Source organism: Methylobacterium sp. Leaf108, from assembly GCF_001423265.1.
In the GTDB taxonomy this organism is placed as follows: domain Bacteria; phylum Pseudomonadota; class Alphaproteobacteria; order Rhizobiales; family Beijerinckiaceae; genus Methylobacterium.
This window is the reverse complement of record NZ_LMND01000031.1, coordinates 160,507-180,170: the sequence shown is the minus strand read 5'-3', so window position 1 is coordinate 180,170 and position 19,664 is coordinate 160,507. Positions and strand designations below refer to the sequence as shown.

At 67.4% G+C, this 19,664-nt stretch carries 18 protein-coding genes; 8 read left to right on the top strand and 10 right to left on the bottom strand.

Features of this window, described 5'->3' with window-relative positions; genetic code table 11:
• Positions 1–36: 36 nt before the first annotated feature.
• The 5 genes from ASF39_RS15530 to dusB all read right to left on the bottom strand — a co-directional run bounded on the left by ASF39_RS15530 (position 37) and on the right by dusB (position 4,470).
• Positions 37–333 (bottom strand): BrnA antitoxin family protein, encoded by a 297-nt coding sequence (locus tag ASF39_RS15530; protein WP_082494600.1) that lies wholly within the window; start codon positions 331–333, stop codon positions 37–39.
• Positions 314–586, bottom strand: coding sequence for a BrnT family toxin (locus ASF39_RS15525; protein WP_056285519.1), 273 nt, complete (start codon positions 584–586; stop codon positions 314–316). The genes ASF39_RS15530 and ASF39_RS15525 overlap by 20 nt, the downstream gene beginning before the upstream one ends.
• Before the next feature lie 108 nt (positions 587–694).
• Positions 695–2,158, bottom strand: a complete 1,464-nt coding sequence (gene ntrC, locus ASF39_RS15520; RefSeq protein WP_055889331.1) for a nitrogen regulation protein NR(I) — start codon at positions 2,156–2,158, stop codon at positions 695–697.
• A 9-nt stretch (positions 2,159–2,167) separates the two neighbouring features.
• Positions 2,168–3,304: an ATP-binding protein gene (locus ASF39_RS15515; protein ID WP_055889500.1), complete on the bottom strand. Its 1,137-nt coding sequence runs from the start codon at positions 3,302–3,304 to the stop codon at positions 2,168–2,170.
• Positions 3,305–3,408: 104 nt separating this feature from the next.
• The gene (dusB, locus tag ASF39_RS15510; RefSeq protein WP_056285517.1) at positions 3,409–4,470 is read right to left on the bottom strand and encodes a tRNA dihydrouridine synthase DusB; all 1,062 of its coding nucleotides are present in this window, start codon (positions 4,468–4,470) and stop codon (positions 3,409–3,411) included.
• 198 nt (positions 4,471–4,668) lie between these two features.
• On the opposite strand from dusB, the gene ASF39_RS15505 reads away from it, so the two are divergent.
• The 5 genes from ASF39_RS15505 to ASF39_RS15485 all read left to right on the top strand — a co-directional run bounded on the left by ASF39_RS15505 (position 4,669) and on the right by ASF39_RS15485 (position 9,808).
• On the top strand, positions 4,669–5,922 hold the full coding sequence (locus ASF39_RS15505) for a bifunctional 2-C-methyl-D-erythritol 4-phosphate cytidylyltransferase/2-C-methyl-D-erythritol 2,4-cyclodiphosphate synthase (protein WP_056285514.1): 1,254 nt from the start codon (positions 4,669–4,671) through the stop codon (positions 5,920–5,922).
• Positions 5,919–6,425 carry a nicotinamide-nucleotide amidohydrolase family protein gene (locus tag ASF39_RS15500; RefSeq protein WP_056285511.1) on the top strand — a complete coding sequence of 169 codons (507 nt, stop codon included), beginning with the start codon at positions 5,919–5,921 and terminating at the stop codon, positions 6,423–6,425. The genes ASF39_RS15505 and ASF39_RS15500 overlap by 4 nt, the downstream gene beginning before the upstream one ends.
• Positions 6,426–6,539: 114 nt before the next feature.
• Positions 6,540–8,732, top strand: a complete 2,193-nt coding sequence (locus ASF39_RS15495; protein WP_162240602.1) for a pilus assembly protein TadG-related protein — start codon at positions 6,540–6,542, stop codon at positions 8,730–8,732.
• Complete coding sequence (locus ASF39_RS21680; RefSeq protein WP_056285505.1) at positions 8,729–9,262, top strand: TadE/TadG family type IV pilus assembly protein; 534 nt, start codon at positions 8,729–8,731, stop codon at positions 9,260–9,262. Before ASF39_RS15495 ends, ASF39_RS21680 begins: the two co-directional genes overlap by 4 nt.
• Positions 9,263–9,265: 3 nt before the next feature.
• A complete protein-coding gene (locus tag ASF39_RS15485) occupies positions 9,266–9,808 on the top strand; it encodes a TadE family protein (RefSeq protein WP_056285502.1) in 543 nt (180 codons plus the stop codon).
• 15 nt (positions 9,809–9,823) lie between these two features.
• Here the strand turns inward: ASF39_RS15485 and ASF39_RS15480 are convergent, their stop codons facing one another.
• Complete coding sequence (locus ASF39_RS15480) at positions 9,824–10,285, bottom strand: type II toxin-antitoxin system RatA family toxin (protein WP_055889312.1); 462 nt, start codon at positions 10,283–10,285, stop codon at positions 9,824–9,826.
• 6 nt (positions 10,286–10,291) lie between these two features.
• Positions 10,292–11,260, bottom strand: a complete 969-nt coding sequence (gene lipA, locus ASF39_RS15475; RefSeq protein WP_056285778.1) for a lipoyl synthase — start codon at positions 11,258–11,260, stop codon at positions 10,292–10,294.
• A 476-nt stretch (positions 11,261–11,736) separates the two neighbouring features.
• Between lipA and ASF39_RS15470 the strand changes: the two genes are divergently transcribed.
• From ASF39_RS15470 to ASF39_RS15465, 3 genes are all read left to right on the top strand, one after another.
• Positions 11,737–12,942, top strand: a complete 1,206-nt coding sequence (locus ASF39_RS15470; RefSeq protein WP_244472429.1) for an SDR family oxidoreductase — start codon at positions 11,737–11,739, stop codon at positions 12,940–12,942.
• Between the two features lie 618 nt (positions 12,943–13,560).
• The gene (locus ASF39_RS20705) at positions 13,561–14,649 is read left to right on the top strand and encodes an AIPR family protein (protein WP_162240601.1); all 1,089 of its coding nucleotides are present in this window, start codon (positions 13,561–13,563) and stop codon (positions 14,647–14,649) included.
• A gap of 1,072 nt (positions 14,650–15,721) precedes the next feature.
• Positions 15,722–15,997, top strand: coding sequence for a hypothetical protein (locus tag ASF39_RS15465; RefSeq protein WP_056285494.1), 276 nt, complete (start codon positions 15,722–15,724; stop codon positions 15,995–15,997).
• A gap of 56 nt (positions 15,998–16,053) precedes the next feature.
• Here the strand turns inward: ASF39_RS15465 and lpdA are convergent, their stop codons facing one another.
• The 3 genes from lpdA to ASF39_RS15450 all read right to left on the bottom strand — a co-directional run bounded on the left by lpdA (position 16,054) and on the right by ASF39_RS15450 (position 19,660).
• Entirely contained in the window at positions 16,054–17,493 is a 1,440-nt protein-coding gene (lpdA, locus tag ASF39_RS15460; protein ID WP_056285491.1) for a dihydrolipoyl dehydrogenase, read from the bottom strand.
• Positions 17,494–17,637: 144 nt separating this feature from the next.
• Complete coding sequence (locus ASF39_RS15455) at positions 17,638–19,050, bottom strand: pyruvate dehydrogenase complex dihydrolipoamide acetyltransferase (protein ID WP_056285488.1); 1,413 nt, start codon at positions 19,048–19,050, stop codon at positions 17,638–17,640.
• Between the two features lie 4 nt (positions 19,051–19,054).
• Positions 19,055–19,660, bottom strand: coding sequence for a Uma2 family endonuclease (locus ASF39_RS15450; RefSeq protein WP_055889302.1), 606 nt, complete (start codon positions 19,658–19,660; stop codon positions 19,055–19,057).
• Positions 19,661–19,664 lie beyond the last annotated feature (4 nt).

Genomic DNA, 19,664 nt, shown 5'->3' with positions numbered 1-19,664 from the left:
CAGTGCTTGCCGTGACAGTGCTTTGGGAGCCGCGGCCTACTTCCCGCCCCTCGGCATGTGCTCGCGCAGAACCGCGTTCATCCGCGTCTGCCAGCCGTCGCCTTCGCGACGATAGGCTTCCAGCACCTCGGCATCGAGGCGAAGGGTCTGGTTGACCTTGCGATCCGGTTTGCGAGGGCGGCCGGGTCCCCGGCGCAACGCTTCCGCCGCCTCTGCACCGAAGACGCCTTCGATGACGGTGAGCGCCGGACGAGCCGTGCTCACGTCGTGCCGCGTCCATTCCGGGTTCTCGTCGTCCGGCCGCGAGACGGCATCATCGCCTATCGTGCTCATAGCGCCTGACCTCCCGCGCATTGGCCTTGCGAAAGCTGATCACATGGAGGGCGTCACCACGCATGGTGATCACGACGGCGTACAATCGGCGATCGATGAAGCCCAAGACCCGCACACGTTTTTCGCCGTAGTCCCGGCGCGTGTCCTCCTGCGACAGGGCCGTGTCCCACTCGATGTCCGCGACCCGCTCGAAAGACAGGCCGCGCTCGGCAACGTTCCGCGCGTCCTTTGCGGGATCGAACGTGATCCGCATTTTATGCTACAGCGTAAAATCGCGAGTCAAGACGAGCGTCCACCGTCATCCCGTTGAACGAACCCTGGGTCGATGAGAGAGGGTACCGCGCAGGGGACCGTCGGGACGTCACCGCGCCGTGCGGAACACCTGCAGGTCCAGATCCCGGACCTTCTTGCGCAACGTGTTGCGGTTCACTCCCAGCAGTTCGGCCGCGCGGATCTGGTTGCCGCGGGTGGCGGCCAGGGCCGCGCCGATCAGCGGGCCTTCGATCTCGCGCAGGATCCGGTGGTAGAGGCCGGGCGGGGGCAGCGTGTCGCGGTAGCCGCTGAAGTAGTCGGCGAGATGCCGCTCCACCGCCCCCGACAGGGTCTCGCTCTCGCCCGACGCCTGGCGGCGGCCGTTGCCGCCCTGGGGCGCGCTCTGGGCCAGCGGCAGGGTGTCGAGCTCGGCCTCGATCACCGGGCCGGTGATGGTCTCCTGCGGGTAGAGGGCGGCCAGGCGCCGGACGAGGTTCTCGAGCTCGCGCACGTTGCCGGGCCAGCGGTAGCGCTTGAGCTTCTCCATCGCCTCGCCGTCGAGCTGCTTGCGGCTGAGGCCCTCCTTCTCGACGAGGACGAAGAAGTGGCGGATGAGGTCGGGCACGTCCTCCGAGCGCTCGCGCAGGGCCGGCAGGCGCAGCGGCACCACGTTGAGGCGGAAGAACAGGTCCTCGCGAAAGATCCCCTGCTGGATCGAGATGCGCAGGTCCTTGTTGGTGGCCGCGATGATGCGCACGTTGGTCTTGATCGGCACCCGGCCGCCCACCGTGGTGTATTCGCCCTGCTGCAGCACGCGCAGCAGCCGGGTCTGGGCCTCCATCGGCATGTCGCCGATCTCGTCGAGGAACAGCGTGCCGCCCTCCGCCTGCTCGAAGCGGCCGGCCGAGCGGGCGAGCGCCCCGGTGAACGAGCCCTTCTCGTGGCCGAACAGCTCGGATTCGATCAGGTCGCGCGGGATCGCCGCCATGTTGACGGGCACGAACGGGCCGGTGCGGCGGCGGCCGTAGTCGTGCAGGGCGCGCGCGACCAGTTCCTTGCCGGTGCCGGATTCGCCGGTGATCATCACGGTGAGGTCGGTGGGCATCAGCCGGGCCAGGGCCCGGTAGATCTCCTGCATCGCCGGCGAGCGCCCCACCAGGGGGATGTCCTCGTGGGCCGGGTCGGCGCCGGGCGCGGGCGTCCCGCGCGGCCGCGAGAGCGCGCGCCCGACGATGGCGATCAGCTCCTTCAGGTCGAAGGGCTTGGGCAGGTACTCGTAGGCGCCGCGCTCCGAGGCCCGGATCGCGGTCATGAAGGTGTTCTGCGCGCTCATGACGATGATCGGCAGCTCGGGCCGCACCCGCTTGATGCGCGGCAGGAGGTCGAACACGTTCTCGTCGGGCATCATCACGTCGGTGATGACGAGGTCGCCCTCCCCTTGCGCCACCCAGCGCCAGAGGGTGGCGCAATTGCCGGTGGAGCGCACCTCGTACCCGGCCCGCGACAGGGCCTGGTTGAGCACCGTGCGGATGGCGGCGTCATCGTCCGCGACGATGATGTGGCGGTTCTGCATGACGCGACTCTACGGGTTCCAGGATTCCACGCTCGATTCACGCCCGTCCCGGGCGCTCGACATGGGCAGGAGAAGGCGAAAGGTGGTCCGACGGGGCACGGGATCGCACTCGACGATGCCGCCGTGGTCGCCGACGATCTTGGCGACCAGTGCAAGTCCGAGGCCGTTCCCCTGCGCCTTCGTGGTGACGAAGGGATCGAACATGTCGGACAGGAGGTCGGGGCTGACCCCCGGCCCGTTGTCGCGCACCGCGACCTCGATGGGCAGGCTGACGCGCTCGCGCGAGCCCGGCACCTGCAGGCGCAGGCCGGTGCGGAAGGCGGTGGAGAGGGTGATCTCGCCGTCCACCGTATCGGCCCCGATCGCCTCGGCGGCGTTCTTCACGAGGTTGAGGATGATCTGGATCAGCTGGTCGCGGTTGCCGAGCACCGGCGGCAGCGAGGGGTCGTAGGTCTCCACGAAGCGGATGTGGCGGGCGAACCCGCTCTGCGCCGAGCGCTTCACCTGGTCGAGGACACCGTGGACGTTGACCGGGCCGCGCTCCACCGGGCGCTCGTCGCCGAACAGCTCCATGCGCTCGACGATGCGCACGATCCGGTCGGATTCGTCGCAGATCAGGCGGGTCAGCAGCCGGTCGTCCTCGCTGCCCGACTGCTCGAGGAGCTGGGCGGCGCCGCGGATGCCGGCGAGCGGGTTCTTGATCTCGTGGGCCAGCATGGCGCCCAGCGCGATCATCGAGCGGGCGGCCCCGCGATGGGTGAGCTGGCGGTTCATCTTGTCGGCGATGGTGCGCTCCTGGAGCATCAGCACCACCGCCTCGCCGTCGTCGCCGAGCGGCGTCGCGAACACGTCGACGCTGCGCTCCTGCCCCGAGCGCGGCTGCACCAGCTCGACGCCGTACTCGCTCACGCTGGCCCGCCGCCGGCGCACGTCGGTGACCAGGGCGATGATCGGCGAGGCGAAGGGGATGATGTCGGCCAGGCGCTGGCGCTGCATCAGCCGGGCGGAATGGTCGAAGAACGATTCGGCGGCGTGGTTGACGTGGAGGATGCGGTCTTCGGCGCCGATGGTGATCACCGGCAGCGGCAGGGCGTTGATCACCGCCTCGCTGGTGGGGATCACCGCGGCGGGCAGGCCGGCGGGCAGCGCGTAGCCGCCCTTGCGCGGCGGCCTTGCCGCGCCCTCTGCCTTGGCCGTCGCCCCGGCTTCGTCGCCGGGCTGTCCCGGACCCTTCGTTGTGGCCATGGTCGTCACGCCGCCTTCCCGATCGCGGGACGATCGCCGGAGCCGCGTCCCTCCCGGGCCGGGCCGATTCCGAAGGCGGCCAGGAGCAGGTCGCGGACCCGCGCCGGATCGGTGCCGGTGAGGAGCGCGATGCGCTCCGGCCCGTCGAGGCCGCCGGCCGCCTCGGCGTAGGCGGCCAGGTGCTTGCGGGCATGGCGCACCCCCATCCGCAGGCCGTAGAGCGCCAGCAGCCCGTCGTAATGATCGAGGGCGACCTGCGCCCGCGCCGCGGCGTCGAGCACCGGGGCGGGCCGCCCGGCGAGTTCGGCTGCGACGGCACCGACGAGCCAGGGCCGGCCCAGCGCCGCCCGCCCGATCATCACCCCGGCCGCTCCCGATTCCGCCAGGCAGGTCCGCGCGGTCCCCGCATCGGTGACGTCGCCGTTGGCGACGACGGGGATGCGCACCGCCTCCACCACCGCCCGGATGGCGCGCCAGTCGGCCCGGCCCTTGTAGAACTGCTGGCGGGTGCGGCCGTGCACCGTGACGGCGTCGAGGCCGATATCCTCCGCCCGCCGCGCCAATTCGGGGGCGTTGAGGCTGGCATGGTCCCAGCCCAGCCGCATCTTGACGGTGACGGGGATCGCAACGGCACCGCGCACGGCGGCGAGGATGCGCGCGGCCCCGTCGAGGTCGCGCATCAGCGCCGAGCCCGCCTCGCCCCCGGTCACGGTCTTGGCGGGGCAGCCCATGTTGATGTCGATGACGTGGGCGCCGGCCGCTTCCGCCAACCGCGCCGCCTCGGCCATCGGACCGGGCGCGCAGCCGGCGAGCTGGACCACGTGCGGGTCGATGCCGCCGCCCTCGGCGCGCAGGCGCGCTTCCTCGCTGCCCTTCGCGAACTCGGCCGCCGCCACCATCTCCGACACGACCGCGCTCGCCCCGAGGCGGCGCACGGCCCGGCGGAAGTGCAGGTCCGTGACGCCCGAGAGGGGAGCCAGCAGGACGGGCGGCGCGGATGCCGTGGCATCCGCCGTTCCGGAGCTTCCGCCCGAGCGCAGAACGCTCAAATAATCATCAGCTCTCATTCTGCACAACAAATAGCCATATCGGAGCCGGACGCAAGGACTGACGCAGATTTGATTTCACACCTTCCCCCGCTTACACGACAGGCCCTTCGGTGACGCGGTCCTCATCCGTGGGGCGTTGTGCGCGGGCCGCATGACGTCATGCGCGATTCCGACGCAGCGAGAATCGGCGAGGGGACTTCGAGAGGGAACTTCGAGATGGCGGGCTCGGCATTTCAGGCGGCGGCCGTGGTGGTCGCGGCCGGGCGCGGCATCCGCATCGGCGGCGACACTCCCAAGCAGTACCGTCGGGTGGGAGGGCGCGCCGTCCTCACCCGTACCCTGGCGGCCTTGGCGGCCCACGACGGCATCGCGCGCATCCAGCCGGTGATCTCCCCCGACGCCGCGGCCTTCTACGAGGACTGCCTGGCGGACCTACCCGCCGAAGTCCGTGACAAACTCGCGGCGCCGGTGGCGGGGGGCGCCACGCGCCAGCTCTCGGTGCGGGCCGGGCTCGACGCCCTGGAGCGGGCCGGCGCCCCCGACCTGGTGCTGGTCCACGACGCCGCCCGGCCCTTCGTCGACACCGCCCTCCTCGACCGGGCGCTCGCGGCCGGCCGCGACCACGGCGCCGCGGTCCCCGGCATCCCCGTCACCGACACCGTCAAGCGGGTCGAGGCGGCCGAAGGCGGGATCGCCCGCGTCGCCGAGACCCCGGCACGCGAGGCCCTGCGCGCCGTCCAGACGCCCCAGGCCTTCGCCTTCCGCCTCCTGGCCGACGCCCACGCCCGCGCCGCCGCCGCCGGCCTCGACGGCTTCACCGACGACGGGGCGCTCGCCGAATGGGCCGGGCTACCGGTCGTGGTGTTCGAGGGCGACACGGCCAACCGCAAGATCACCCAGGCCGCCGACCTGATCGAGGCCGACCGCCGCTTCTCCGAGTCAGAGGGTTCGACCATGACCGCCACCGTCACGCGCCTGGGCACCGGCTTCGACGTCCACGCCTTCACCGAGGGCGACCACGTCTGGCTCGGCGGCATCAGGATCCCGGCCGACCGCGGTGTGCTCGCCCATTCCGACGGCGACGTCGCCCTGCACGCCCTCACCGACGCCCTGCTCGGAGCCATCGCCGACGGCGACATCGGCACGCATTTCCCGCCCAGCGACGAGCAATGGCGCGGCGCCTCCTCCGACCGCTTCCTCGCCCATGCCTGCGCCCTGGTGCGCGCGCGCGGCGGCCGGATCGACCACCTCGACATCACGGTGCTGGCCGAGGCCCCGCGCATCGGCGCCCATCGCGAGGCGATCCGGGCGCGCATCGCCGAGATCTGCGACGTCCCCTTGAGCGCGGTCTCGATCAAGGCCACCACCACCGAGAAGCTCGGCTTCGTGGGCCGCGCCGAGGGACTGGCCGCCCAGGCCGCCGCCACGATCCGGCTGCCCGAAATCGACCCCGCCGGGTTCGGCGCGTGATCGACGATCCCGTCCTGCGGGCCCGGGCCGGGGCGCTGGTGGTGGCCTATGCCGCGGCGGGCCGGCGCATCGCCTGTGCCGAATCCTGCACCGGCGGCCTCGTCGCCGGCCTGCTGACGGCGATCGCGGGCTCCTCCGCCGTGGTGGAGCGCGGCTTCGTCACCTATTCCAATGCCGCCAAGACGCAGATGCTCGGGGTGCCCGCCGACCTGATCGCGGCCGAGGGCGCGGTGAGCGAGGCGGTGGCCGGAGCGATGGCGCAGGGCGCCCTCGACCGGTCCGAGGCCGACGTCGCCGTGGCGATCACCGGCATCGCCGGGCCGGGCGGGGGCAGTGCGCACAAGCCCGTGGGGCTCGTGCACTTCGGGCTCGCCGCCGCGGGGGCGCCGCCGCGCCGTCTCGAGCGGCGTTACGGCGACCTCGGCCGCGACGCGGTCCGGCGACGGGCGGTGGAGGATGCCTTGGCGCTCCTCGAGTCGAACATTGCGGTCGGCCAGGCGTGACCGGTCCGGCCCGAGATGAAATTCCCGTGAGTCAGGTATCGGCTTAACGATCCTTTCGCAGGCAATGCTTACGGCTACGCTCGACATGATCAGATGTCGGGGGCGACCACGGTGATGACGATCGTACCCGCACGGGTTCTCGGTTTCGCCCGGCGTTTCGGCTCCGATACGGGTGGCGGCATCGCGATCATCTTCGCGCTGGGCGCCGTCGTCCTGATCGTGGCCTCCGGCGGCGGCATCGACCTGATGCGCTCCTACCAGGCCAAGCAGAAGCTGTCCGAGATCGCCACCCTGACCTGCCAGTACGCGAGCCGCCCGAGCGTGCTCCAACTCCTCAACGGCACCGGCGGTCCGGGCGCCACCTCCTACCAGGCGACGGTGGACGGCTACATCGACCGGGCCGTGACCACGCAGAAGATGGGCTGGACGCTCACCAACACCGACCGCTTCGTCCAGTCCGGAACCGGCCCGGCCGACGTGAAGCTCGCGGTGGCGGTGCCCACCGCCTTCGCCAGGATCATCGGGATCACGCAACTGCCGGTGACGGCCGCGGCCCATTGCTACGACGGCCCGAACGCCCCCGATCCCAGCGGCTTCGTGGTCAAGGAGGGCTTCGAGGCCACCGGCGGCGCCAACGCCGTCCAGAAGGGCGGCTGGGCTTATTACACCATCGACGGCCGCTCCATCGCCAGGCCGTCCGCGAACCCGGGCTCGACCCCGGTGTACACCGGCACCGGCAGCGCGGTCTGGTACGGCACCGGCTATTGCCTGGAGACCGACGAGGTCGGGACCATCAGCAGCACGGTCCCGGAGGGACGCCAGTCGGCCGAACTCGATTGCGAGAACGGCTCGGGCCGGGCGGGCAACTCGGCCATTTCCACCAAGGTCGACCTGAGGGCGGGAAACCAGGAGCTGCGCTACTTCTACCGCAGCCGCGTGACCTACCGTAACTACGACCCGGCCTACCTGTGCGGCTCGACGGCGGGCGACCTGTCCTGGGCCAACGACACCGCCTCGTCGGGCGGGCCGGTGCCGAACGTGTCGCGCACCAACCAGATCAACGTCTACCTCGATGCCGCCACGGCGGGCGCGAACGCCCCCCTGCATCGCACCCTCGACGGACGCCAGGAACTGGCCGGCGCCAACCTGATCGACAGCTGCGTCTACGCGCCGGCCTGGATCGAGCGCAGCGTGCGCATCTTCGTGTCGACCCCCGGGTCGTACTGGCTGACCTTCGCCGCCGATGGGCAGGACGACAGCTACGGCGGCCAGATCGACAGCATCCGCCTGTGCAACGGCACCTGCCCGGATGCGCTGCAGGACAACTTCCCCGCCGCCTGGGCAGGGGGCGGCAAGGTGCTGTTCGCGGATTCGTTCGAGTCGCCGACCTATGCCGAGGACGTGCCGCGCCACGGCATCGCCAAGGGCGGCAACCTCGCCCTCAGTCGCGGCAGCACCGGCGGCTCCCCCCTCGGCTGGCCCGCCCAGGACCCGTCCGGCTGGACCACCGCGCCGGTCAACCAGGTCAACTACGGCACCCTCCACAACGGCCAGTCGGGCGCATCGCAGGGGTCGCAATACGTCCTCCTCGACGGCTGGAGCGCATCCGGCTCGGCCGACAAGAACCGCAAGGTGATGCGGCCCTTCCTGCTCGATCCGGGCTATTACCGGGTCAGCTACGGCTACATCTCCATCGTCGACCTGAGCGGTGCGGGCGTCACCGGCACGAGCTGCCAGGCCAACCCTGCGTCCGGCGCGGTCTATCCCGCCGACGGCGCCGGCCTCACCGGCACGATCCGCCACCACACCACCCTCGCCACCGGGCGCTGGACCAACCTCGTCGGGGTGTTCATGTCCAACGGCCAGCTGATCAGCACGCCGGTTCCCGGTGCGTCGCAGGGCGCGGCCACGAGCTTCCGGAACCCCGACGGCAGCTTGAGCGCCACGCCGGCGGTCCCGCCCGACAGGGTCGACTGGCAGAGGTACGACGCGGGCGCCGTCAATCCGGTGATCGACACCTGCGGCTATGCCGACAGCTTCCGCTGGGTGCCGCGCACGGCGAGCGTGAAGATCACCAAGCCCGGGATCTACTGGCTGACCTTCTCGGCCAACGGCGGCACCGCCGACGGCAACGGCGGGGGCATCGACGACGTGAAGGTCACCGCGCTGGGCGGCCCCTACCTGGCGAACCCGCCCGGCAACACGACGACGATCCCGGTCCCCGATCCGCAGCCCGGCACGCGGATCTATTTCACCGGCTTCTCCATCGTCGCCGATCCCTTCGCACCGACGGCGCCGCTGCAGTGACGAGCCCCCCCGCCCTTCCCCCGCCGGCCGGCGGCCGGGGTCTTCCGGCGCCCCGCCGCACCGCGGCGCGGCGCTTCACCATCGATGACGGCGGCGCGTCGGCGGTGGAGTTCGCCCTCGTGTGCGCCCCGTTCTTCGTCCTGCTTCTCTACATCCTGCAGGTCGGGATCTACTACATGACCCAGACCGCCCTCGACGCCGGGGTGATCCGCACCGCCGACGAGCTTCGCAGCAGCTTCAACACCGCCGTGCCGCTGATGCCCGATGCCGCCGCCCTCAAGACCAAGGTCGAGGCCAACGCAGGCGGGCTCGTCTCCGCGGCCGGCGCCAACGTCCTGGCCGTGGAGATGCGTCCCATGACCAGCCTGTCGGCGGCCGCCGTTCCGATATCCGGCGGCGTCGCCGACTACGGCACCGCCACCAGCGTGCTCGCCCTGCGGGCGCAGACGTCCGTCGTGGTGTTCGCGCCGGGCTTCTCCAGCCTGAACAAGGTCACCTCGACCTCCCTCCTGCGACGTCAGGCACGATAGGCGATGCGCGATCGATCCGACCCGGGCCCGGCGACCCGTTTTCGCGCCTCGCGCCGGGGCAGCGCCGCGATCGAATTCGCGGCGGTCGTGCCGATCATGATCCTGCTCGCGGCGGGGATCGTGGAATGCGGGGCGGTCTTCCAGGTCTATAACCAGACCAACCGCCTGGCGACGCAATATGCCATCGTCTGGTCCGACTGCCGGGACGACACGACGTCCTGCCAGACCGAGCTGAACACCTACACGCCGGACGCCGCCAAGGGGAACGTCGCGCCCCAGCTCAGCCCGAGCAGGATCACCCTGCAGATGTTCCAGGTGAGGATGTCGGGAACGACGCCGCAGGTGGTCTACGCCTATCCCGCCGGTGCGACCCCCACCGCGGCCCAGATCGACGCGGTGCAGAAGACGGTGCCCGACAGGCAGACCGGCGTCATCGTCACCGCCACCTACCGGCATTCGCTGATGTTCTTCTCGGCGCTGGCGGCGCCCTTCCTCGACGCGGCGGCCCTGGCCCCGTCCTACACCGTGACCCAGCTCAAGACCTGAGCCGACGGGCCGCCCTCACGGGCGCGGCAGGCCGTAGACCCGGTCGGCCCGGCTCTCGAAGGCGTCGGTGAACTTGCGGAAGGCCCGGTCGAACATCGAGCCCATCAGGAGGCCGAGCGTCCGGCTCTTGAATTCGTAGGTGATGAAGAAGTTCACATCGCAGCCGCCGCTCGCCGCCTCGGTGAAGCCCCAGCGGTTCTCCAGATGCCGGAACGGCCCGTCGATGTATTCGGCGACGATCCTGTGGTCGACCGGATCGAGGGTGACGCGGGTGGTGAAGCGTTCCCGGATCGCCTTGTAGCCCACCGCCATCTCCGCGACGCAGACCTCGGTCCCGTCCGGCCCCGGCTGCCGGCGCAGGACGCGCAGGGATTCGCACAGCGGCAGGAACTCCGGATAGCGTTCGATGTCGGCGACGAGATCGTACATCTGTTGGCGCGAGTGACGCACCGTGCGGGTGATCCGGAAGGATGGCATCGAGACTCAGGTGCTGGCGGTGGCGAGACGAGCGAGCCTGGCCGCTTTCAATCGGGAAAAATCCTCGCCGGCATGGTGCGAGGAGCGGGTGAGCGGGGTCGCCGAGACCAGGAGGAAGCCCTTGGCATAGGCCGTGGTCTCGTAGCCCTTGAACTCGTCGGGGGGGACGAAGCGGACGACCTCATGGTGCTTCTTGGTCGGCTGCAGGTACTGGCCGATGGTGAGGAAGTCGACGTCGGCCGAGCGCAGGTCGTCCATCAGCTGCACCACCTCGTGGCGCTCCTCGCCCAGCCCCACCATGATGCCGGACTTGGTGAAGACGGTCGGGTCGAGCTCCTTCACCCGCTGCAGCAGCCGCACCGAGTGGAAGTAGCGCGCCCCGGGGCGCACGGTGAGGTAGTTGCCCGGTACCGTCTCGAGGTTGTGGTTGAACACGTCCGGCCGGGCGGCCACCACCGTCTCCAGCGCGCCGTCCTTGCGCAGGAAGTCCGGCGTCAGGATCTCGATGGTGGTGGCGGGGCTGTGCGCCCGGATCGCCCGGATCGTGCGGGCGAAATGCGCGGCGCCGCCGTCGGCCAGATCGTCCCGGTCCACCGACGTGATCACGACATGGGCGAGGCCGAGCTTGGCCACGGCCTTCGCCACCTTTTCCGGCTCGTCCCCGTCGAGGGCCTCGGGCAGGCCCGTGCGGACGTTGCAGAAGGCGCAGGCCCGCGTGCAGGTGTCGCCCATGATCATGAAGGTGGCGTGCCGCTTCTCCCAGCACTCGCCGATGTTGGGGCAGCCGGCCTCCTCGCAGACGGTCACGAGGCCGTTCTCGCGCACGATCCTGGCGGTCTCGGCCCAGGCGGCCGAGCCGGGGGCCTTCACGCGGATCCAGTCGGGCTTGCGCTGCACCGGGGTGTCGGGCCGGCGCGCCTTCTCGGGGTGGCGCGGGCGCCGGTCGTTGCTCAAGGTGTCGAGGACGAGGGCCATGCCGCACCGCTGCGGGCGCCAGGAACCGGCGCCCATGGTCCTGACCTAAGCGTTCGGGCGCGCGGCCGCAAACCCGACGCGACCCGGCGCCGCGTCGAACGCGCCGATCTGTCAGGCGCGAGCGCCGTCGCCGCGAGCCGCCCAGCCCCGGATCGCGCTCGCTCATGCGGCCGGCCCTGGCGGAATTCACCCTGAGATTGCAGCGTCCGATAGCCGGCTTTGCACCCGGCCTGGGTCGGCCAGCGTAATCGCCGGTGTCCTTGGCCCGCCGGCAAGGCAAAGCGCAGGACGAGAGCCTTTCGACGCGCAGACCTCACGTTAACGATAACCCAAGATCCACCCTGTGTGCCCTGCGCGCGACGCGGCCTGTTTTTTACGGGCATAACAATTGCGCGGATGTTGATGGCGATTTGTTTACGCTATTCGTGGGTGCCGGGCTGATGGCATCGTTTTTCTGGCGAGCGGGAGTGTCGACGGTGAACCGAGTTCTATTGACGGGTGCAACCGGACTGATCGGCGGCGCCGTGCTTCACCGGGCGCTATCGAGCGGGCACCCCGCCGAATGGGTCTGCCTGGTGCGGGCACCCGATGCCGAGGCCGGGCGCCAGCGCATCGCCGCCCGGCTCGGGCGCTTCACCAACCCGCTCACCGCCCAGCGCCTCGCCCAGAAGGTGGAGGTCGTGACCGGCGACTTCACGCAGGCCGACCGCATCGCCGATCCGCGGCTCGATTCGGTGACGCAGGTGCTGCACCTGGCCGCCGACACCTCGTGGTGGGCGGAAGGGAAGGTCCACAAGACCAACCACGACGGCACCCTGGCGTTGGCGCGGCGCGCCTCGCACATGGCCGGGCTGACCCGCTTCCTCCATGTCAGCACCGCGATGATCTGCGGCGGCGAGCCGCCCCACCTCGTCGACGAGACGCTCTATCCCCGGCCCGACACCCACCACCTCGTGCATTACAGCGCGTCGAAATCGGCCGCCGAGATGTCCCTGGCCGCGCAGTTCCCCGACCTGCCGCTGGTGGTGGCGCGGCCCTCGATCGTGGTCGGCCATGCCGCGCTCGGCGCCCGGCCGGGCTCGAGCATCCTCTGGGTGGTGCGCGCCTGCGACAGGCTGCGCCTGCTCTCCTGCGACCCGGAGGGCGCCATCGACATCGTGCCGGCCGACTGGGTGGCCGACACGCTCATCGCCATGCTCGACCGGCCGGAACTCGCCCACACGGTCTACCACCTCTCGGGCGGCCGCGACCATTGCACTCGCTGGGACGCGCTGGCTCGCGCCTTCGAGGCGGCCGACCCCGAGGGGGGGACGCGTAACTACGAGCGTTTCGAGGCGACCGACCGCGCGACGCTGCAGGAACGGTTCGCCGAGACCTTCGGCCTCGACGAGGCGATCAAGGTGGCGATGATGCGCGCGCTCCAGGCCTACTACCGGTTCTGCGCCCTCAACGTGACCTTCTCCAACGACCGCCTGCTCGCCGAGGGCTTCGCCCCGCCCCCGTCCCTGCCGCGGTACCTCGCCCGCTGCCTTGAGACCTCCGGCGAGATCGTCGACCAGTTCCACGAGGACTTCGGCAACTACGCCCCCGGCCAGGCCCCGCAGCGCGCCCCGAGCCGGCGCGTGGCGGCGGCTGCCGCCTGCACCGGCACCGAAGCCAGACCGGCCCGCCGCGCCGGCTGACCGCTGGTCGCGCCGCGCTGGCAGGACGGCAATCCCAACTAGCTAGCTTTTGTAGAGCCCATTACTAGCGCCCTCTGGACGACGGTGAACGTGCTGGCAGGATCGGCAGCACACTCCTGACCGAACACGTCATTCCCATACAGGAGCGCGTCTACGGTCGGCATAGCGCGCCTGGAGCCAAAACACCGACGCGCGGTGGGGGGCAGCCGTCCCGACCGCGTTGCGGCAGTGGGCATCTGCCTGGGCACGGACGCTAAGGTCCTGCCCGAGATTTGGCGCAACGGCTTGTTTGTGGCGCAGTACACTCTCGGAATCACCGTCCAATGAGCGGCGACACGCTCGTCGGCTCCGTAGTAATACTTAATGACTTCTTAAAGACGAATGAAAAGGCACAAGTACGCCTTGTTGAGGGGGGATAAGATGGACGCGTTGCTGGTGAGTGATGATGTGGGAAAAGGGATAGGGATACAGTGGTTGGAGTAAAATTTAATTTTTATTCGAGAATGAAAAACACGGAATTTACGGTTGATTGATGCGATTCGCATTGTATGAGCACCTTACGCCAAACGGGCAAGCGTCTTTCTAATACTCAGGTCAATTTATGTTATGAGGCAATCCGTGGCAAAAACCGCCGATCCAGAATGGTTAAAAGCCTTCCAGGTAATGCAGCAAAATTTTAATTTAACTGATGATGCAATAGGTGTTTTTGCAATTAATTTGAAGTTTGAATTAGATGATATTCAGACGATCATCAGCGAAGCTATAACTGGTGGTGGCGATGATAAAAAATGCGATGTAGTTTACGTTGATAAAGAGCGGCAAATTGCTGTAGTAGCGCAATGTTATATGTCTCGCAGAGAGCGAGAGGCCGCACCTGCTAATAAAGCCTCTGATTTAAATACTGCGCTGACCTGGCTGATATCCGCTAACTTGGACGATTTGCCCGACGGCCTCAAAGGCCGCGCGGATGAGTTGCGATCTGCAATTGCAGCGGGTGAAATTAAACAGTTTTATGTCTGGTACGTTCATAATCTTCCTAGTTCAGATAATGTGAGTAATGAACTTCGAGCAGTGGAAAGAACTGCACGTGCCGCTTTGAGTTCATTTTCTGGCGGGAATGACATCAATATATTTTCGCAGGAAGTATGCACTGATACATTGAGCCGACTATACCTGCAGGCAGAGCGAACTATTATTGTGACAGACGACTTGGAGACTGTGATCCCCGATGCTGTAGAGATTTCTGAGACCGACTGGAAGTCAGTCATTACGACAGTTAGAGGGTCTTGGTTGCGTGATCTATATAATAAATATAGAACAGATTTATTTTCGGCAAACTTGCGCGGATATCTAGGGTCGCGAGAAAGCGACTCAAATATAAATAACAATATCAAGGTATCTGCACAAGAAGACCCAGATAATTTCTTTGTTTACAATAATGGTGTTACTGCTCTAGTTTTAGATTATGAGCTTGGAAAGCGTTCAAGAACAGGAAGGCGCCTCAAACTAAAGGGGCTTTCTATTGTGAACGGTGCACAAACAACCGGCTCGATTGCGAGTTTAAACTCTAAGCCTTCAGATACGCTTCGGGTTCCAATACGATTTGTCAAGGCGCGCAAAGATTCCTTAGTCGCAAATATAGTGCGTTTTAACAATTCTCAAAATAAGCTTCAGGCTGCTGATTTCAGGAGTACTGATCAAATTTAAGAGCGGCTTCGTCTGGAATTTGAATCTGTTCCAGATGCTGAGTACGAAGGTGGACGTCGAGGTGGTGCGAGTGATGCGATTAAGCGCAGCAAATTTACGCTTCCTTCTTATACTGTTGGTCAGTCTTTAGCCGCTTTTCATGGTGATCCAGTCACAGCATATGATAAAAAATCAGAAATATGGACAAATGAAAAAAATTACCGAGCAACTTTTACTGACCGTACCACGGCGCGGCACATCGTATTTTGTTATTCATTGCTTAGTTCAATAAATGAGAGAAAAATACAATTGTCTCAGAAGCATCGAAGTGATCCCACTACTCTCACCTCTATGGAAAATGTTATTCTTGCATTTCTTAACAAAAAGGGCTCCAGTTATTTGCTGGTGCATGTAATCTCAAGATGCATGGAGACAATACTTTCAAAATCGGTGCCGAATAGGTTCGATTTGCAATTTTCGCAAAACATAGGTCCTAATAAGGCGGAAAAATTATGGTCGCCTATATTAGATATGATGTTGCCACTTTCAAATCAGCTCGATCCGGCTTTTTCTCGTAATCGAATATCAAACGACACGGTTTCAAAAGCTGTCCCGAATTTCGTAGGAGTCGTTGCGTCGATTAGTCATTTACAAAAGGATACGTTCGAAAAATTTGCATCAACTGTAAAAATGGGTTCGTAAAAAATTATGAGCTAAGCTGAGCATGGTTGACGGCACGAGCGCCGACGATTTCGGCTGGCGCTCCTTACCACATGCCATGGGTAGCTGCGCGTCGGCTCCGATCCAGTGAGGTCTGGCGTGTCCCTCCCTCCTGAGGGGGTATCCGGATTAGTGTGGTTCGCAAGCCACTGAAAGCCCAGGATCATCCAGCCACCCCCACCCCACATCTCCCGCACTCAATCGGATTGACCTGATTCGAGCACTCAAGGGGGGGCAGATCCTGGGCATCCCCGAGATTGATAGGAGGAGAGGCGCGAACGTCCGTTGGTCCGTCTCTCGTCCCACAGGAACGTCGCCTCTCGACCTGATGTTGACGTCGGCGTGCGAACGCCAACGATCAGGGAGAAACACCATGTCGATCAAGACGCTTCTCGTCGCCGGCACCGTCCTGCTGGGTTCCGTCGCCCTCGCCACCGCCGGCGGTTCGGGGACCAGCAAGTCGGGTACGGCCGACAAGACGGGTGCCAGCGATGCCGGCTCGGGGTCGTCGCCGGGGGCGGCGGGCAGCGGCCCGTTCACGGGCGACAAGAGCCGGTCGGGCACCACCAACAGCACCGGCGCCAACGACGCCGGCTCGGGTTCCTCGCCGGGCGCCGCGGGCAAGGGCGCGCCGGCCCCGACCCGCTGAACTTTGGCGCGTCCCCTCCCCCTGGCGGGGAGGGGACGCGCCTGACGTGACGGGCGCTACGAGTGGATCACCCGCCCGTACGCATCCAGCACGCTCTCGTGCATCATCTCCGAGAGCGTCGGGTGCGGGAAGACCGTGTGCATCAGGTCTTCCTCGGTGGTCTCCAGGTTCATGGCCACCACGTAGCCCTGGATCAGCTCGGTGACCTCGGCTCCCACCATGTGGGCGCCGAGCAACTGGCCGGTGTTGGCGTCGAAGATCGTCTTCACGAGGCCGTCCGGCTCGCCCAGCGCGATGGCCTTGCCGTTGCCCGCGAAGGGGAAGCGGCCGACCTTGACGGAGAACCCCAGCTCCTTGGCCTTGGCCTCGGTGAGGCCCACCGAGGCGATCTGCGGCTGGCAATAGGTGCAGCCGGGGATTTTCGCCTTGTCCATGGCGTGGGTGTGAAGGCCCTTGATGGTCTCGACGCAGAGCACGCCCTCGTGCTCGGCCTTGTGGGCCAGCATCGGCGGGCCGGCGACATCGCCGATGGCGTAGACGCCGGGCACGTTGGTGCGCCCCAGCCCGTCGGTGACGACGATGCCGCGCTCGATCGTCACCCCGAGCCTGTCGAGGCCGATTCCCTCGATGTTGCCGACCACGCCCACCGCCGAGATCAGCTTCTCGGCCGACAGCTCCTGGGTCTTGCCGTCTCCGGTCTCGATGGTCGCCGTGACGGAACCCTCCGCCTTCTGCACCTTCGTCACCTTGGCGCCGGTGAGGATCTTGATGCCCTGCTTCTCGAAGCGCTTGCGTGCGAGGCCGGCGATCTCGGCGTCCTCCACCGGCAGGATCTGCGGCAGCAGTTCGATCACCGTCACCTCGGCGCCCATGGTGCGGTAGAACGAGGCGAACTCGATGCCGATGGCGCCCGAGCCCATCACCAGCAGGCTCTTGGGCATCGTCTCGGGCACCATCGCCTCGTAGTAGGTCCAGATCTGCTTTTTGTCGGGCTCGATGCCGGGGATCGCGCGCGGGCGCGCACCCGTGGCCACGATGATGTGCCTGGCCGCATACGAGCCCGCCGCGAGCGCGCCCTTGGGGGCGGGCGCCCGGGTGGTCTCCTTCACGGTGACGGTGCCGGGCTGGTCGCCCTTGGGGGCGGCCTCGATCGTGCCTTCGCCCCAGATCACGTCGACCTTGTTCTTCTTGAGCAGCATGCCGACGCCGCCGTTGAGCCGGGCCGAGACCCCGCGAGAGCGCTTGACGATCGCGGCGGTGTCGTAGCCGACCTTCTCGGCCGACAGCCCGTAGTCTCCGGCGTGCTGCATGTAGTGGTAGATCTCGGCCGTGCGCAGCAGAGCCTTCGTGGGGATGCAGCCCCAGTTGAGGCAGATGCCGCCTAAGTGCTCGCGGTCGATCACGGCGGTCTTGAACCCGAGCTGCGCCGCCCGGATGGCCGCCACATAACCGCCGGGGCCGGCGCCGATGACGAGGATGTCGTAGGTGTCGGGCATGTCGGGGCTCCGTCGGCTCTCCTCCCCCTTGCGGAGAGGACGTGGAGGTGGGGGCGGCTGGGTGACCCGCTGCGGAGTGGTGGAACCTCCCCCACCCTCGATCCCTCCCCACGAGGGAGGAGGGAAGCGCGTTGTGGTTCCGGCTTACACCAGCATCCCCATCGGGTTCTCGATCAGGCTCTTGAACGCCGAGATCAGCTCGGCGCCGAGCGCCCCGTCGAGCACCCGGTGGTCGCAGGAAAGGGTGGCGGTCATCGCCTGGACCACCGCCGGGGCGCCGTCCTTGACGACGACGCGCTTCTCGCCGGCGCCCACGGCCAGGATCGAGGATTGCGGCGGGTTGATCACCGCGGTGAAGTGCTTGATCCCGAACATGCCGAGGTTCGAGACCGAGGTGACGCCGCCCTGGTACTCCTCGGGCTTGAGCTTCTTGGCCCGTGCACGGGCGGCGAAATCCTTCATCTCGTTGGAGATGGTGGAGAGCGTCTTCTGGTCGGCCCTGCGGATCACCGGCGTGAACAGCCCGCCGTCGATGGCCACCGCCACGCCGACCTCGGCGTTGTTGAAGCGCAGGATGCGGTCCTCGGCCCAGACCGCGTTGGCGGTGGGCACCCGCATCAGCGCGAGGCCCATCGCCTTGATGACGAAGTCGTTCACCGAGAGCTTGAAGGCCGGCTTGCCGTCCTTGGCGACGGCGGCGCTCTTGTTGAGCTGCTCGCGCAGGGACATCAGCGCGTCGATCTCGCAATCCACCGTCAGGTAGAAGTGCGGCGCCACCTGCATCGCCTCGGTGAGGCGCTTGGCGATGGTCTTGCGCATGCCGTCCAGCGGCACCTCCTCGTAGGCGCCCTTCTGGTAGAAGCCGCGGACCTGATCGAGGCTGAGCCCCGCCGGTGCCCCGGTGGCGGCCTTCGGGGACGGCGCAGGGGCGGCCGCCGGCGCGGGCGCGGTCGGAGCCGACTTGGGTGCGTCCGCCTTCGGAGCGCCGGCCTTGGCCGAACCGTCAGCCGCCGCCGCCCGCACGTCGCGCTCGATCACCCGTCCGCGCGGGCCGGAGCCGGACACGGCGGAAAGGTCGATCCCCTCGATCTTGGCGATGCGGCGGGCCAGCGGCGAGGCGACGACGCGGCCGCCCTGTGCCGCACCCTCGGGGGACTTGGCCTCGGGCGGATGGGTCGGCTCGGCGCCCTCCGGTGCCGCATCGACCCGGGCATAGGCCATCTGGCCGCCGCCGGGCATCGTGTTCTCGCTGGGCGGAGCCGCCTCGGCCTTGGCCGCGCCGCTGCCCGGCGCCTGGATGCCGGCCGGGTCCTCGCCCTCCCCGGCGATGATGGCGATGAGGTCGTTCACCGGCACGTCGGCGGTGCCCTCCGGCACCAGGATCCTCGCCAGGATGCCCTCGTCGATGGCCTCCACCTCCATCGTCGCCTTGTCGGTCTCGATCTCGGCCAGCACGTCGCCGGATTTCACGGCGTCGCCCTCCTTCTTCAGCCACTTGGCGAGATTGCCCTTCTCCATCGTCGGCGACAGGGCGGGCATCAGGACGTTGATGGGCATGGCGTCAGACCTCGGGCGGGAGAGGCGCCGCAGGCGGGGCGGCCGGATCGTCGAAGGGGAACAGGTCGTCGAGTGGGAACGGTGCGGCGTCGAAGGGGGACAGGGCCACCACGTCGCCGCGTGCGACGGTACCGAGCAGCAGCCACTGGCGGCCGGTGAGCGCGAAGCCTTCGAGCACGCCCTCGCCCGGATCGAGCAGCCAGAGATGGCTCACTCCCGCCTCGGCGTAGATGCGGCGCTTGGGACCGCGGTCGAGGCGCGCCGTGGACGGCGACAGGATTTCGCAGACCCAGTCGGGCGGAGTCTCGACGAAGGCGGTGGCCGGCTCGGCTATCATGCGTTCGCGGCGCCAGCCCGCGAGATCGGGCACCACCACATGCGAACCGAGGTGGAGCTCGGGCTCGATCATGAAGATCCAGCCGCCGGGGCCGCCGCGACCGTGCCGGTAGGGGGGGCCCAAGACGGACCCAAGGTCGGATGCTGCCATGGCGTGCCGAGGCCTCGGGCGCGGATGCGTCTCCAGCACCCCAAAGACGATCTCGGCCACGAGATGGTCCGGCACGGCCTCGAGATCGGCGTAGGTGGCGAGGCGGGTCGCGGCATCGGCCATGGGC